The organism is Mesorhizobium sp. B2-5-13, assembly GCF_006440535.1.
GTDB lineage: Bacteria > Pseudomonadota > Alphaproteobacteria > Rhizobiales > Rhizobiaceae > Mesorhizobium > Mesorhizobium salmacidum.
This window is the reverse complement of sequence record NZ_VFUI01000005.1, coordinates 321,730-337,203: the sequence shown is the minus strand read 5'-3', so window position 1 is coordinate 337,203 and position 15,474 is coordinate 321,730. Positions and strand designations below refer to the sequence as shown.

At 60.1% G+C, this 15,474-nt stretch carries 14 protein-coding genes and 1 pseudogene; 2 read left to right on the top strand and 13 right to left on the bottom strand.

Features of this window, described 5'->3' with window-relative positions; all coding sequences use genetic code 11:
* Positions 1-19 precede the first annotated feature (19 nt).
* From FJ434_RS12040 to FJ434_RS30205, 7 genes are all read right to left on the bottom strand, one after another.
* Positions 20-1,018 (bottom strand): ABC transporter permease, encoded by a 999-nt coding sequence (locus FJ434_RS12040; protein ID WP_140747151.1) that lies wholly within the window; start codon positions 1,016-1,018, stop codon positions 20-22.
* Positions 1,011-2,519, bottom strand: coding sequence for a sugar ABC transporter ATP-binding protein (locus tag FJ434_RS12035; protein ID WP_140747148.1), 1,509 nt, complete (start codon positions 2,517-2,519; stop codon positions 1,011-1,013). Before FJ434_RS12035 ends, FJ434_RS12040 begins: the two co-directional genes overlap by 8 nt.
* Before the next feature lie 129 nt (positions 2,520-2,648).
* The gene (locus FJ434_RS12030) at positions 2,649-3,653 is read right to left on the bottom strand and encodes a substrate-binding domain-containing protein (protein ID WP_246672774.1); all 1,005 of its coding nucleotides are present in this window, start codon (positions 3,651-3,653) and stop codon (positions 2,649-2,651) included.
* Positions 3,654-3,732: 79 nt separating this feature from the next.
* Positions 3,733-4,527 (bottom strand): FadR/GntR family transcriptional regulator, encoded by a 795-nt coding sequence (locus tag FJ434_RS12025; RefSeq protein ID WP_181165900.1) that lies wholly within the window; start codon positions 4,525-4,527, stop codon positions 3,733-3,735.
* Complete coding sequence (locus FJ434_RS12020) at positions 4,524-5,519, bottom strand: SDR family oxidoreductase (RefSeq protein WP_140747145.1); 996 nt, start codon at positions 5,517-5,519, stop codon at positions 4,524-4,526. Before FJ434_RS12020 ends, FJ434_RS12025 begins: the two co-directional genes overlap by 4 nt.
* A 682-nt stretch (positions 5,520-6,201) precedes the next feature.
* Positions 6,202-6,516 carry a hypothetical protein gene (locus FJ434_RS30210; protein WP_246678275.1) on the bottom strand — a complete coding sequence of 105 codons (315 nt, stop codon included), beginning with the start codon at positions 6,514-6,516 and terminating at the stop codon, positions 6,202-6,204.
* Positions 6,517-6,723: 207 nt separating this feature from the next.
* Positions 6,724-7,032 (bottom strand): hypothetical protein, encoded by a 309-nt coding sequence (locus tag FJ434_RS30205; RefSeq protein ID WP_246678274.1) that lies wholly within the window; start codon positions 7,030-7,032, stop codon positions 6,724-6,726.
* Here FJ434_RS30205 and FJ434_RS30200 point away from each other — a divergent pair.
* A complete protein-coding gene (locus tag FJ434_RS30200; protein ID WP_246678273.1) occupies positions 7,025-7,618 on the top strand; it encodes a hypothetical protein in 594 nt (197 codons plus the stop codon). The two genes, FJ434_RS30205 and FJ434_RS30200, sit on opposite strands and share 8 nt — an antisense overlap.
* A gap of 147 nt (positions 7,619-7,765) precedes the next feature.
* A complete protein-coding gene (locus FJ434_RS12005) occupies positions 7,766-8,962 on the top strand; it encodes a LuxR C-terminal-related transcriptional regulator (protein ID WP_181165898.1) in 1,197 nt (398 codons plus the stop codon).
* A 256-nt stretch (positions 8,963-9,218) separates the two neighbouring features.
* Here FJ434_RS12005 and FJ434_RS12000 read toward each other — a convergent pair whose 3' ends face one another.
* The 6 genes and pseudogenes from FJ434_RS12000 to FJ434_RS11975 all read right to left on the bottom strand — a co-directional run bounded on the left by FJ434_RS12000 (position 9,219) and on the right by FJ434_RS11975 (position 15,446).
* Positions 9,219-9,614, bottom strand: a complete 396-nt coding sequence (locus tag FJ434_RS12000; protein WP_246678272.1) for a cupin domain-containing protein — start codon at positions 9,612-9,614, stop codon at positions 9,219-9,221.
* A gap of 515 nt (positions 9,615-10,129) precedes the next feature.
* A pseudogene (locus tag FJ434_RS11995) lies at positions 10,130-10,396 on the bottom strand (hypothetical protein); the annotation flags it as partial.
* Positions 10,397-10,589: 193 nt separating this feature from the next.
* Entirely contained in the window at positions 10,590-11,366 is a 777-nt protein-coding gene (locus FJ434_RS11990) for a TIM barrel protein (protein WP_140747130.1), read from the bottom strand.
* 119 nt (positions 11,367-11,485) lie between these two features.
* On the bottom strand, positions 11,486-13,147 hold the full coding sequence (locus FJ434_RS11985; RefSeq protein WP_140747128.1) for a choline dehydrogenase: 1,662 nt from the start codon (positions 13,145-13,147) through the stop codon (positions 11,486-11,488).
* Positions 13,148-13,259: 112 nt separating this feature from the next.
* Positions 13,260-14,228, bottom strand: coding sequence for a dihydrodipicolinate synthase family protein (locus FJ434_RS11980; protein ID WP_140747125.1), 969 nt, complete (start codon positions 14,226-14,228; stop codon positions 13,260-13,262).
* A 9-nt stretch (positions 14,229-14,237) separates the two neighbouring features.
* Positions 14,238-15,446 (bottom strand): CaiB/BaiF CoA-transferase family protein, encoded by a 1,209-nt coding sequence (locus FJ434_RS11975; protein WP_140747122.1) that lies wholly within the window; start codon positions 15,444-15,446, stop codon positions 14,238-14,240.
* Between the last annotated feature and the right edge of the window lie 28 nt (positions 15,447-15,474).

The following is a 15,474-nucleotide window of genomic DNA, read 5'->3' as shown; positions in this document are numbered from 1 at the left end:
CTCCGACATCGGATTCCTCTCAACCGGCCTGGATGTGTTGCCGTCGAGTGGAACGCTTTTCAGCGTATCCGGTCATCACGATCGAGACCAGGATCGCCAGCCCGGTGACGACGCCGAAGAAGTACGAGGAAATACCGAGAAGATTGAGCCCGTTCTGCAGCATGGCCAGGAAGAGCACACCTAGCAGGACACCGGCCATCGATCCCTTTCCGCCGACGAGGCTGGCGCCGCCGAGGATGGCTACGGCAAGCACATTGAGCTCCTGCCCGGCCATCGCGGTCGGAACCGCCTGGTGAACGCGATAGGCCTGGATGAAGCCGCCGACTGAGGCGAGAAACCCAAGATAGCCATAGGCAAAGAGCTGGACGCCGAGCACGTTGATGCCAATACGGCTTGCCGCTTCCGGATTGCCGCCAAAGGCATAAACCTGCCGGCCGAGCCGTGTGTGCTTCATCAGAAAGTGCGTGAGCAGCACCACCGCCAGCATAACGAGGGTGGGCAGGCCGATCTTGACCACGTCGCCCGAGGCAAGGATTGTCCGGTAGACAACGACAGGCTCGGCCCACCAGTCGGGCAGATTGTAGATCTCATGCGCATCGGTGATGTAGATCAGGAGCGCGTAGTAGATGCTCGACGTCGCGATAGTGACGATGATCGAGCCGACGCGCAGAAAATGCACGAGCACCGCGTTCAGCGCCCCAAGTGCGGTACCAAATGCTGCCGCGATCACCAGCGTTGGAATGACCGGCATTTCGTAGGTGGTGGCAAGCGTCGCGGCCAGATATTGGGCGGCCGCCGCCGTGGCCGTGAACGAAATATCGATGCCGCCGCAGACCAGGACGACGAACACGCCGGCGGCGAGGATCGCTATCACCGAATAAGCCTCGACCAGGTTCACAAGGTTCGACGCCGTCAGAAAGTATGGAGACGACGCGGTGAGAATGATGGCCGTCACGATGATGGCTGAGCCAAGGGCGCGTTCGGGCTGTCCGAAGATGGTCGCCACCAGTCTAGGCATGCACCGCCTCCGAGAGCTGGGCCTCGGCGACCGAGCCGGGCAGGAACTCGCCGACGATGCGGCCCTGTCGCATGTGAAGAACGCGGTCGCTGTTGAAATAAACTTCCGGCACCTCGTCCGAGATCAGCAGGATGCTCATTCCCTTCCGCGCCAGCGACCTGATCAGCGCGTGGATGCCAGCCTTGTTGCGGATGTCCACGCCGATTGTCGGGCCGTCGAGGATGAGTACTTTCGGATTGGTTGCCAGCCATTTGGCAAGCACGACGCGCTGCTGGTTGCCGCCCGACAAGGTCTGACTTGCATCCTCGATGCTTGCCGCGCGAATCTTCAATTGCTCGACCCATGATTTCGCCAAGGCTGCCCGGCGACGGAACGGCACCATGCCGAACCGGTCGCTGAGCGATTTCAGCACGGTGATCGCGATGTTGTCTGCTATCGACTGCCGCAGGTTCACCCCCAGTGCGAGCCGGTCTTCCGAGGCATACGCAATGCCTGCGGATATGGCCGCCTTGTTGGAGCGCAGCCGCACGGGATTTCCACCGACCAGGATCTCGCCGCGATCGAGTTTGGTCATGCCGAAAAGCGAGAGCGCCAGTTCGGTCCGGCCGGCACCCAGAAGGCCGATCAGGCCGAGGATCTCACCTTCGCGGATAGTGAAGGATACGTCCTCAAATTCGCCGACACGGGTCGCGCCCCTTACTTCGAGCACCGGCTTTCTTTCGTCGACGGGGCGCGCCGAAACCTTGTTCTCCAGGCTTTCGCCAGTCATTAGCTCGGCGATGCGGTTGTCGTCCATCTCGCGGGCGGGAAAGGTGCCGACCTTCTTCCCATCGCGCAGCACGGTGATACGCTCGGCGATTTCGGTGACCTCTTCCAGCCGGTGGCTGACAAAAACGATGCTGATGCCCTGCGCCTTCAGCCTGCGGACGGTGGCCAGCAGCAGGTCGACCTCGTGGCGCGTCAGCGAGGCGGTCGGCTCATCCATGAACAGGACGCGCGCGTTGGAAGCGATGCCCCGGCATATCGCCACGATCTGCCGCTGCGCGACCGACAGCCTACCGACCAGCAGATCGAGGGGAAGTTGAGTATCCAGGCGCTCCAGCGCCGCGTTGGCGACCTTGTGCATTTCGGCCCGGGGCGGCAGCTTCAGCGGGGCTGACAATTCCAGTCCGATGCCGATGTTTTCCTCGACCGTGAGATTCGGAAATAGCGACAGGTCTTGGAAAATCACCTGGATACCAAGCGTCCTTGCCTGCTGGGGCGTCAGGCGGGCATGCGTTGTCCCGTCGATCGTGATGGAGCCGCCCGCATCCGGCGCGTGGACGCCGGAAAGTATCTTGATCAAGGTGGACTTGCCGGAGCCGTTCTCGCCGACTAGGCAATGGACCTCGCCAGCGGCGATCGACCAATTGATCGCGTCCAATGCCCGCGTCCCGCCAAATTGCTTGCTGATCGTGGTCAATGTGAGGAGGCTTGCGTCGCCGGCGGAAGGGCTATTCATCAGCTGACCTGCTTTTATCCACCGCAGGATTCTCGAAAGGCAAGCGAACACAACGTCCCATCCCCGACTGGAATGGGATGTTGCCGACTGCCCACCGGATACCGTGGGTCCGCTCCGACCTCTGTCTGGTCAGATCACCTTGGCCCATTCATCGATGGTCTTCGGGTTAAGATCGATCTGCTTGTTGGCCCGGATGACATGGCTCGAGGCGTCCACCTCACAGGGCCCCATGCCCGGGATGTCGACGCCGTTCTTGATCTCCGTGCCGGCCGCGACCGTCTTGCCGAGCGCGACCATCGCATACCCTGAATCGACCGGGTTCCAAAGGAAACCACGGGTGATGGCGCCGGACTTCATCAGCTTCTGGCCCTGGCTCGGGATGAATGGCCCGACAACGATGACCTTGCCTATCTGGTCGCGGTCGCTGACGGCATTGCCCGCACCGATCGGCCCGTTCGCGCCGAAGATGAGGAACCCCTTCAGGTCGGGATTTGCCTGCATCTGGTCCATGGCGGTCTTGTAACTGTCGTCGACGCTATTCGAGACACCAAAGCGGTCGCCGACCTGTTGCATCTTAGGATATTTCTGCTTCTGAAGTTCAAGCGCAAAATCAGCCCACAGATTGTGCTGCACCACAGTCAGGCCGCCGACGAAGACGACATACTTGCCCTCGCCGCCGATCGCCTCGGCGAAGGCTTCGAGATGGGCCTCGCCAAAGGCCTTGTCCTGGATGAGTTCGATGTCCCAGTCGGCATTCTTCTGGCCGGGCGATTCATTCATGATGACCTTGATGCCGGCGCTCTGCGCCCGCTTCAGGACGGGCTCGAGCGCCTTGCCGTCATTCGGCACGACGCCGATCACGTCGACCTTCTTGGCGATCAGGTCCTCGATGGCCCGCACCTGCTCGGCGGGATCGTCAGTCGTCGGATTGATGATCGACGCGTCGACGCCAAGATCCTTTCCGGCCTTGAGAACGCCTTTCTCGACGTTGTCGAACCACGGGATTTTGACCTTGCCTACGATGCCTATCTTGGCCGGTTCGCCGGCTGCCCGGGCGGCGGCAGGTGCTAGGGCCGTTATCACGCCTAAAGCCGTCGCGCTCTTCATGAACGTGCGGCGGGAAATGTCGCGCATGGAAAGTTTCCTCCCATTCCAAAGTGGACAGGCCACTTTAGCCCGACCCACCTTCGAACGCAAGTGTCGCTTGTTCGAGTCAGCGTCGCAGCGCCGATATGCGTGAGAGTGCGGCGACGTCGGACTCGATCATCGCGCGGGTGCTTTCCTCGATATGGTCGAGATGCGCCGACATGGCCTCCGCCGCGCCTACGGCGTCGTGATCGGCAACGGCGCGAACGATCCTTTTATGTTCGCCAAGGCTCCGGCGGATGAGGGCAATGTCCTCGGTGGCGCGGCGGCGCACATCGAGCCCCATGTTGTAGAGCCCGTAGGCTATGCGATCGAGAACCGTGTTGCCGGACATATGCCAAAGCCTGCCATGAAACTGCGCGTCGAGAATTCTGAAACCCACGGGGTCAGCCAACACGTTCTCATGCGCCACCAGCATGCCGTTGAGCGCCTCGACATCGGCATCGCCAGCATTGACTGCCGCCTTGCGCGCGATCTCGATTTCGATGATGCGGCGGCTCTCGAATACATCCGCAAGGTTGGAGGGTGTGAGTGACAGGAAGAAGTCGAGCGGCGCAAGCAGGGTTCGCGCATCGAGGCTGGTGATGTAAGCGCCGCCGCCGTGCCGGCTGTCCACCACGCCTAGCGTCGACAGGGCTCGTATCGCCTCGCGCAGACTCGGCCGGCTGATATTGAGGATCTCGATCAGCTCGCGCTCGGAAGGCAGCCGGTCTCCGGATCGCAACATGCCAGTTCGCACTAGGTCGAGGATTCGATTGACGACCGCCTGGGCAACGCCGGTGTTGGCGGCCTGCAGCGTCTCAGCTATGGGGTGCAGCTTCGTGCCTGCCCGCTTCGACGGCCTGTCGGAACGTTGTGTCATGAGCTTTCCCATGCCTCCGCGGGTTTGAATTCGCCCCAGCTCGGTATGGGCAGTTGTAGCCCGTTTTTGATCCAGAGAAATCGCCCGTTTATGTGGGCGGCGTTTTCGCCCATCAGCCTTTCGATGAGCTCGCTCGCCTTTTCGGGATCATCGCCACCCGTCCGCTCGACCCAGGCCGCCCACTCGCGATAGCGTTCGGCGACAGGTCCGAGATCCGACACGCCGTCGCGGATATCGGCCCACATCTCCGTCTTCACGTCGCCCGGATGGATCACATTCGCCGTTACGCCGGTGCCTTCGAGCTCTGCGGCGAGATGGCGCGTGAACTGATTGAGCGCGGCCTTGCTCGTGCCATAGGCGCTGTTGATCGGCCCCGGCTCATGCAGGGCAGCGGCGGAGGTAATGTTGACGATGCGCCCCCAGCGCTTGCGGACCATGTCTTCGACGAAGGCGCGGCTGGTCAGGTAAGGGCCGATCGTATTGATCATTACCGTGTTGATCCAGGCCGCCGGATCGGTTTTCCAGACCAGTTGGATGGGGCCAAAGATGCCGGCCGCGTTGACAAGGATCGAAGGCGATCCAAGGCGCGCTTCGACCTCGCTCTTGATCGAGGCGACGGACTCGGCGGATGCCACATCGCCAGGGATGATGATGCCGGACCCGCCCTTCGATTCCAGCTGCCCCAGCGTGTCCTTGAGCTGGTCAACGCTTCGCGAAACCAGCGCGACCCTTATGCCGTGTCCCGCCAGGCGAAGCGCCGCCAGCCGCCCAATGCCCCGGCCCGCGCCGGTGATCAACGCAACCTTACCTGCCAAGCCTTCCATGCTGTCCTCCAGCAATTGCGCAGAATGGATAGCGAAATTGAAGTGGTCTGTCCACTTGGTCATCTCGCATCCCTTACTCGGATTTGAAAGGCCTCTTGGACCCGTCGCTTGGAGTGATTGTAGGGAAGAAAGTTGGGGCGGCCGCGGGCGTCCCGGGAATGCCGACAATTATGGCTCGTTGAAAGCTGCGTCCAGCCAAAGGCGAAATGAACCCATATGCTTCGCGCCCGCCAGAGCCGCTTCTGTGTCTGGCGGCGGTTCGATTCCGATTTCCGGATTCGAACTGGATGCTGCTAAGATACTAAAAAATAAAAGAAATCCACAAAGTTGGCTTTTTATCTTACGAAATGACGGAAATACACCCGATGGGTTAGACACCAACAAAAATACCAACATAGCGTCTTAAGTAGCGCTATAGTTGTACCAAGAAATTATGTCGAAAAAACAAAAGCTTACATGGATAAAAAGTGCCCAGATGCGGAATCCAAGCAAAGGAAATCGGGTTTTGTTTTTCAAGCGCTTGGGACCCGCACAACGCCAGCACTAGCCAACACATATACCAACAAAATATTTCTGCGGATTGGTTCGGTTCCCGAATATTACTCGCGGGCCCCGGCTCGGCGCAGCTTGACTGCCGCCGGTCGCCGTTAAGGCCGTCTGAGTTCGTCAAGCGCATGGCGCAAGTTGACCGAAGTGACCTCCTACTGACGTCTTGAACGTCTGCTTCGCGCCCAATTTCCGCCCGTTGAGGTCAACTCTGCTACTCACCATAAGTGGACAGTGCCCGGGCAGGGCTCGTTCGTTGGAGTTCTGACCCGAAGCAGCCAGAGCCAAAGATCGAGCTCAGCCATCACCCCCTTCGGGCAACAGTCTCGACCGACGCGATCAGGCCGGCTGAAATACTTTCGCTCATGTTTTTGACCATCTCGGGGCGCCGCGCTCCCATGAGTGTCTGGACGCCCAGTACTGCTCGCCCTGTAGTCGCCTGGGCGCGCTGCCGCGCGAAATGGTCAAGCGCAACATCGCGCCGCTGGCGCTCTGACAAAATCTCGAACCCCGCCGCGGAAAGCGTGTCACGGTACTGCTCTGGCGCGGCGATCGCGTTCGTATCTGCCGTACTCGCCCATGGCAGCGGATAAGCCAGCTCGCCCGCCCCGGCGCGCATGACGTCGAAGACACCAAAACGCGCACCGCGCCAAGCACCCGCGCAACCTCCGAAAACAGTGCGCCCTTGTCGGCAATGTTCATTCCAACGTGCAACATGTAAGCGGCGGTGAACGATCCATCTGGGAAGGGCAGCCCCAACGCATCGCCTTGCTGCAACGAGACGAGCTCCTCGAGATGGAGCCAACTGGAAAGGACATTGCCGGCGTCAATGTAGTCGCGAGTAAGATCTATGCCAGTCACCTGGCAGCCGTAGTGCGCAGCAATTTGTCTGGCCGGTCCGCTGAGGCCGCAGCCGATGTCGAGCACTCGATGCGGTAAGCGCAAGTTGCCCTGCCAACTCTCCCGTGGCGGCGCGGCCGCCAATATGAAACTCGTCCACCGGCGAAAGGTCCTCGGCCGTGACCGTGCTTTCGGTTTTCCCCATGGCGGCAAGACCGTCACGGATGTCTGCGATCAGCGTGCCTTGTGCGTAGTGGTTAGCAACCTGTGAACGCGGCGCTGCTTCCATGATCATCGGCAGCTTCGTGGATCATCTCAGCCGACCATCGACATTCCCGAATTCGGTCGGTCCGACCATCATACCGTTCGATCCGATGAAGCCAAATGCGGCGACACGCCCAGTACGGCTATGGCCCAGCGATCGTGAAGGGTGGCCCGGTAATCTCCATGTCGAACTGGGCCGCGATCGCCTTGATTGCGGCCAGATCTCGCGGAATCTCCAGTCCCTGCCCGGCAACCGCCGGGAAAAAGCCTTCGAGACCTCCCGGGGACAGGATGGCGATCCATTGCGCAGGCTCGACGACGACGAACGCGTGCTCAACGCCAGCGGGAATGTGGAATATTTCTCCGGCGCTGCGTTCGGAAGTTTCCCCGGCGCGCCAGAAGCGCAGCCGTCCATGGAGAATGACGAAGATTTCGTCGGCCTCGAAATGGCGGTGGCGTGGCGGTCCGTCGCCCGGACCAGCATTGGATGCAAATGCCCCGAGCTTGCCGCCGGTCTCGCGCGCCGTCAGGAGCGTTTCGTAGTGCGTACCGTTCCAATCGGTCTGAGTACCAGGTGCTGCCCGCGTTTGCATCTTCGCCACATGTGGTTGGAGTGAAGCTTGATGGCGTCACGATAGCTACACGCTGACCTCGGGCGGTCGCCTCGTATGAACATATGAGATGCGGGGAGAATGGTTGTCAGCAAAGCCGGCTTCCGGCAGACTGCAGATCCTTCAGGTGAGGGAGCGGTGAAACCGGCACGCATGCACGACTTCGACGGCATGGTCGGACAGATCTACGATGCGGCGGTCGAACCCGGCCGCTGGCCGCAGGTTCTCGAGACGCTGTCGGATTTCCTCGAAGGCGCCGCCACCAAGCTGACGTTTCAGAACGCAAGGACGTTGCGCAGCGAAGCGAGTTCGGTGCGCATGCCGCCGGAGGCGGACCTCACCTACGCGCAGTATTACTACAAGACCAATGTGTTCCTGCCGCGCATCGCCAGGCTGCGCGCCGGCGCGTTGATTCCGGTGTGGGACCTCCTGCCGCGCGAAGTCTACCAGCGCTCCGAGTTCTACAACGACTTCTGCCGGCCCGGCGACATGTGCCACCCGATCGGGGTCGTGCTGGCCAACGAACCGGACATGCGCGTCGTTTTCACCTGCGGGCGCTCCAGGACAGCCGGCGAGTTCGAGCCCGAACATCTCGACCGGCTGCGCCGCGTCGGGCCGCATCTGGTTCGAGCGGCGAGCGTGGGATTGCGCCTCTCTCGTTCGGAGATCGCCAGGAGTGCCAATGTCGAGGCGCTCGACCGCGTCGCCCAGGGCGTGCTGATCGTGGCGGCGAATAGCGAAATCCTGTTCGCCAACCGGGCGGCCGAAGTGCTGCTCACCGAAGCCGACGGAATCAGGATCGAGAAATCGGCGCTGCGCGCAAATAAGCAAGCGGATGCCGCGCAATTTCGCCGGTTGATTGCCACGGCCGCAGAGCGGTCGGAGAACGCGGGCGGTGTCATGGCGCTTACGCGCCCGGCGCCGCGTCGGCCGCTGAGCGTGCTGGTGGCGCCGCTCAAAATCGAGTCGACATGGTTCGTGCCCGGCCGCCCAGCCGCGATCGTGTTCGTGGCCGATCCGGACAGAGCACCGCGGACCATGCAGGCCCAGTTGCGCGATCTCTACAGGCTGACCCCGGCCGAGGCGGCCGTGGCCACCGCGATCACCCGTGGCGAAGGGCTGCAGGCGGTCGCAGACGAAGTTGGCATCAGCCTGACCACGGCGCGCACCCACCTGCAGCACGTCTTCGAAAAGACGGAGACACGGCGACAGGCGGAACTGGTGCGCCTCATCGCGGCCAGTGGGTTTTACGAGCGACAATCGCTGGAGCGCAGCAAGGCTCGCCCAAGCTGGTCGCAAGAGCCTTCTGCAACTCGACGACATAGCACGCCCGCGGATCCGGGGGGCTGATCCTCACTATCCCTCTGCAGACCTGCCGGTCCGCTTGCGGCCCCATTCCGGTCGAAGCGTATATCCTCACCATGGAGAGAGGGCCGAACCTATCAGAAGGGCTCGTTTGGGGTAGTTTCCCGCCGCACGCTCTTAGTCGACTTAACGAGGAAGCCGGCATTCTATCTGGGCCGGCTGACAATTCGCGACCGCTGACATCACCATTGATAACACCGGAGGCCGCGGTTATGTCTGGACGGCTTTTCGCCAAGCGTGCTTACGCGCGCGTTGTGAAAGTTGAGAGCTGATTGGTGTCGTAGCGGTTTCGCAATTCGGCAAGCGCTTTTGGATTTGGCGCACCCTGTGCCGTCAGTTTGGCGAGTTCCTCGAAATAATGCTCATGTCCGGGCGGCGAGACGGTCATCAGGACACGAGCCGGACTTTCACTGATATTGGTGATGTTGTGCGGCACCCCCGGTGGGATGAACAGATAAGTTCCGGGCATTGCGCGAATCGTCCTATCGCCGACATCCCACTCACACTCGCCCTCAAGCAGGTAAAAAGTCTCTTCCTGCACTCGGTGAACATGCAGCCCAGTCGCGAAACCCGCCGGAATTGTCCAATCGAACATGCTCGTGTGTTTGGTATTTTCGCCGGTGACGAGGAAAACCATAGGGTGCCCATGTAGCATGATGCCCTTCTTCTCGGACCGTCCGCATTCGGCCCCAGCTCGGTTATTCACAATGTGAGTCCTTGGCCAATTCGGGCTAAATTGGCATGTCGAGTCCGCAATCAATCTCGTTCTTTGTTTTCGGGTTCGCCAGACCATACGAGATCAGGATGCTAGCCATCCGGTGCGCCATTGGATTTTGTCGGGAAATTCACACCCTCCGGGCCCACCATATTATAAATATCAACGGGTTAAACCAAAATCTACAGATTTTGGTGTGCCATTCCAGGTGGTTAGCTCGGCAGGCCTGATCAATTGTCGTTCCGGTTGTCCAGCTTCCTCCTTCTGTTATCACATCAGCAACACTTAACTCAGAGCTTCTGGGTCGCAAAGTGCTTTGACCGATAGGTGCGGTGGGGTGCGGCGAAGGCGTACGAATAGGTCCGTGAGGCGTCGGGCTGACAGGGGCAGAGATTTCGATGACACCAGCAGGCCTTCGCATGAAGCTCCGGGCTGGCTCACGCCGCTTCCCAAACCTGGTTCAGAATTCGCGCAGCGAGTGCTGCCTTGTCTTGGGTAGAAAGCGCCTGTAGTTATGGGCGACCATGTCGGGCATGTCTTGGATGGCATAGGTGGCCTGCTCGTAGGAACCCGTCTGCTTCAGAATATGGGTCGCCAGGACGTCACGCCACATTGTGCGGTCCGTGGGGTAGAAGACCGGCAATGGCGCCTCGCTTCGTGTAGGGAATTGTGATCCCATACCGCTGGATTGTCAGCTGCCAGGAATAAGGGTCACATCAGCGTTGGTAGGTCGAAATCTTTACTTGGAATGCTAAAGATTTAGGCCCTGAAGTGACAATGACATGAGATGTGTCGCGAATATATTGTCGTTGGGAAAGCGAAGTGGGCTTTCGGATCACATCCCGACTGCGGTTTGCTTTTTTGATTTCCCGAGGAATCGGGAGGGACTACCTTACTTTACAACTCGACGCCGAGCGTCTTCGCCCAGGCCAGTCCATCATCGGTTGTGGCACGAGGCTTATATTCGCAACCCACCCAGCCAGCGTAGCTTAGGTGCTCCAGCGCCGCGAATATGGCAGTGTATTGGACCTCACCCTCATCAGGCTCAACCCTGCTTGGGACGGCAGCGATCTGCACATGGCCAATCAGCGGCAAGTGCCTGGTAAGCCGGGTCAGCACGTCGCCCTGGCTGATGGCGACATGGTAGACGTCGAACATGATCCTGAGGTTTGGAGCGCCGACCCGGTCAATGATGTCGGCGGCGGCCTCGATCGAGGAATAGAAGTAGTTTGGCTTGTCGCGCTGGTTGATCGGCTCCAGCAAGATCGTCAAGTCTGGCGCAGCATTGGTGGCGAAGGTAAGGTTCTCGATAAAGACTTCTTTTGCTTGGCGCCCTTTGTCCGGGGCCGCGACGCCCGCCATCGCGTGGATCGACGTCGCGCCGGCTTGGCGCGCATAGTCGGCGGACATCTCGAATCCTCTACGAAATTCGCTCTGGCGTCCATCGATGGCGCCCAGTCCGAAATCGCCCATGCCGGTATCGCCGAGCGGCGTGTTGATCCCGAGTAGAGTCAGGCCGTGATCGATACAACGCTGCCTTACCAATTCCGCCGGCGTTGCGTAGGGCCAATGCAATTCGATGGCTTTGAATCCAGCTGCCGCCGCCGCGTCGATGCGCTCGACGAGCGGGCGGTCTGGCCACAAGAATCCTAGGTTTGCGGAAAAGCGGAGCATAGTCGATCCATCATTGGACGAAGTGTCCTGGGTTTTTGAATCCGAACGCTGTCTTGTTGATCAGGGTTCATGGTCGCTGATTAGGATGGCGTTCGTGGCGGCCACCGGATCCGCCATCATCAGGCATCTTGCGTCGACCAATTGGAAGCGCGGTTTCCCGTGGACCACGCCCCAACGCTTCCCCCGTTGTCTTCACGAATGAGGTCGCTGCCCTTGGCACCGATCATAATCGACGCAGCATTGGTGTTACCGCCAATCAGCCTCGGCATGATGGAAGAGTCGATAACGCGCAATCCCTCGAGACCACGAACTTTGAGCCTCGGGTCGACCGTCGCGAGCTCGTCAACTCCCATCCTGCAACTGCCAACCGGATGGTAGTCGGTTTCGGCCGTTTGGCGGACGAAGTCGAGGATCTGCTCGTCGGTCTTGACTTCGGCTAGCGGCGCATAGGGGCGAGACACATAGGGCCTGAATGCCTTGGACTCCATGATCTCCCTGCCAATCCTAACGCAAGCAATCATCTTCTTGGCGTCAATCGGATCGGACATGAAGTTTGGGTCGATCAGTGGAGCATCCAGAGGGTTCGACGAGGCGAGTCTGACTTCGCCGCGGCTGACCGGGCGCATGTTATTATTGTGCAGCGTTATGCCATTGCCGGGCAATTTGGTGAACCCGTGGTCAATGACCCACGCAGGCAGGAAGTGGACAGAGATATCGGGCTCCTCAAGCCCGGCCTCGCTCTTAGTGTAAGCAACAGCCTCGCATCCCGACGATGTGACAGGTCCTGATCTGAAGAGCAGGTAGCGGGCGCCGTGGATATATTTGTAGGGGAATCGCCCTGCATTATCGTAGGTGAGTTTGGTGGTCGCGTGCCAGATAGCCGCCGCGTCGAGATGATCCTGCAGGCCTTTGCCGACGCCAGGCAGGTCATGGACGACCGTCACGCCGGCTTGCTTGAGCTCACTTGCCGGACCGATACCGGAAAGAAGGAGCAGCTTGGGAGAATTGAAAGCTCCCGAGCTGACGATAACCTCGCGTGCCGCGCTCACCCTTGTGGTGCGGTTATCATTTCCTAGCAGTTCGATTCCGACGGCACGCCCTTTCTCGATGATGATCCGCGAAACGAGGGTGTTCGCGTAAACGTCAAGGTTCGAGCGGGATTTGCGCGCCGGATGTAGGAAAGCGCGGGCGGAGCTCATGCGCCGTCCGTCTTTCACAGTGTACTGGAAGTGGCCGACACCGTGCTGGGTAGCACCGTTGAAATCCTTGCTGCGTGGTATGCCGACTTCCGTACAGGCTTCGATAAATGTCGCGGTCAGAGGATTAAGGTAGGTGAAGTCGGTGACGTTCAGCGGGCCGTTGTTGCCGTGATATTGGTCGTGCAACCGGGTATTGGCCTCAAGGCGTTTGTATACCGGCAGAACGTCGTTGTAGCTCCAACCTGTGCAGCCATCCTCGGCCCAACGGTCATAGTCCTGGTGGCTGCCGCGTATATAAATCATGCCGTTGATCGAACTCGTACCCCCGATCGCTTTACCCTGTGGGATGAACATTTCGCGATTGTTCAGGTGCTTCTGAGGGGCCGTACGGAACGCCCAGTTGTACTTGGTGCCTTCGATCAGGCTCTGGATGCCGGCAGGCATGTGGATCATCGGCGACAAGTCTCGGCGACCGGCCTCCAGGATCAGGACCCGGACATCTGGATCCTGGCTTAACTCGCTTGCGACCACACAGCCTGCGGAGCCTGCACCGATGATGATGTAGTCATAGTCTTTACGCATTTTGCGCACCAATCGTTCGGGCAAGGAGGTGGCAATGGCTTAGCGCCATTGCGCGATGAAAAGAGATGAACGGCCAACCCCGTTTGGAGCTGACCTGGAGAGTTTGGGCGCTTCAGGCTGCCACCAGCCGAGGCCGCGCTGTATCCGCACCTGGGATCGGACGTAGGTCGGCGATCTGGGCTGCACGCCAGAGGCGATCCAGTTCAGCCGCCTGCATGCGCAGTTGCGGCGAACGCACCACCGGGCGCGAAATCGCGCCCACCATGTAGGCCACTTCCTTGTAACGGGTGTGCAGGTCCGCATATGGGAAGCCGTAAATCGCATGGTTGAGTGGCGCAAGACGACGATGAAGGGCCTGCGCATTTAGCAGGTCGCCCTTTTCGACGAGACGCAGCATTTCCACGCACTCGTAAGGAGCGAGTGCCGCGAGCCCGGACAGGATGCCGTCGGCGCCTGTCGAGAGGTTGTGGAAGAAGGTGGACCCGACCGAAGGCAGGCAGATGATCTTCTTGTTGAGAGATTTCAAGGCGTAGTAGTCACGATCATAACGTACGCAGTCCGCGGCCTGCGCCATCTTCACTCCGACCACTTGGTCGATCTCAGACGCCATCTTGATCAATGCTTCATGGGGATAGGAAAGCTGGTCGCCGGAGGCCAGCTGGAACAGCAGAATGGGCATGTCCAAGCTTTCCGCGACCTCCTTGTGGAAGTGGAAGGCGTATTCGGGGCTATGGTTAGCGTTGTAAGCCGAGAGGTAGGGTGAGCAGACCATGACCGCGTCGGCGCCCGCTTCCCGTGCCTCCTCGCCTCGACGTATTGTTGCCGGTGGCGCCCAATCGAATATCGCCGCTACGACCGCCTGACCGGGGCGGATGTGCTCCTTGTGCACGGCGACTGCGCGCTGACGCTCCTCTGTGGTCAGCGCAGGGGACTCCGCGGCAAATGCGTTGACGACAAAACCCTGGATCCCGGGCACCGATGCCAGGTCACGCGTGCGCTTGGCCATTTCGTCCCAGTCGACCTCAAGGTTGTTCTTGAAAGGCGTTATATTGGCGATCACCACGCCACCATCGAGCTTCATGGTCTCCTCCTATTCCGTGAGGGCGCCGACAATTTCGGCCGGACCCGAGACAATCTTCTTGGCAAAAAGGCGTTCTACATCGGCGTCCGACAAACCCATTTCATGCAGGATTTCGGAGGTATGTGAGCCGACTTCGGTCGAGAGCGTATGAAGTTCCGGCACCTGGCCATCGTAGCGTAGGGGATGGTTGACGAGCGTTGCCGTTTTCCCGTTGACCTCGACCTCGCGGAAGACGTTGTTAGCGGCGATCTGCGGATCGGCGGCAACAGCCTCATAGTCCTGGACGATCCCGTACCATACGCCGCGCGCATCGAAGGCTTTTGACAGATCGTCATACGTCCAGCTGCGAACGGCTTCGGCAACCGCCGCCGCCAGCGCGTCACGGTCGTCGTAGCGATCTAGGTGTTGCAGCGCCCGCAGGGCATCGCTGTCTAGCGCCTCGGCGACGTTAGAAATGTCATTGGTCGGGATCACGACCTGGGCGTCGGCGATACGATAAACGCCGGTCGGAGCTTCGTGGAACCAGGTGATCAGATTTTCCTGGCGGTCGAATGCCTCTGTTCCGGGCCGGCTGGACATGTAGTTCGTGAGTGGCTCGGTTTGGAGGTCCAGGCCGGAATTCAAGAGACTGCCTTGAACGTGGGTGCCCTTGCCCGTCTTCAGCTTCTTGATGTAGGCGGCCAGAACGCCCATGGCGAGCAAAGCGCCCCCGTGCTGATCGACGATAGCGCACCCTGCCGCCGTCGGACGATCGTGTGGGCCAGTGGCGGAAATGAAACCTGAACGGGCCTGGATGATCAGGTCTTGCGCCGTTCGGCCGACCATGGGTCCATTCAGGCCCCAGCCCGTGCCGCTTGCGAAGATGATATCTGGCTTGCGCTTCTTCAGGTCCTCGTAGGAAAGGCCGAGTTTGTCCATGACGCCGGTGCGGAAGTTCTCTACCACGGCGTCCGCCTGATCGATGAGCTTGAGAACCAGCTCCTTGCCCTCGGCCGACTTCAGGTCAACGGAAAAGCTTCGCTTGTTGCGGTTGGCCGCCAGGAAGAACCCGCTCACGCCGCCGACGAACACCTTGGCGCCGGACCAGCTTCTCTCGAATGGGCCCTTAGCAGGTTCGATCTTGATGACGTCGGCCCCCATGTCCGCCAGGTACTGGGTCGCAGCAGGCCCCTGCAGAAAGTGGCAGAAACTGACGATTTTCATTCCTTGCAGAAGCATTGTGCATTTCCTTGTGCGGTAAACGGTA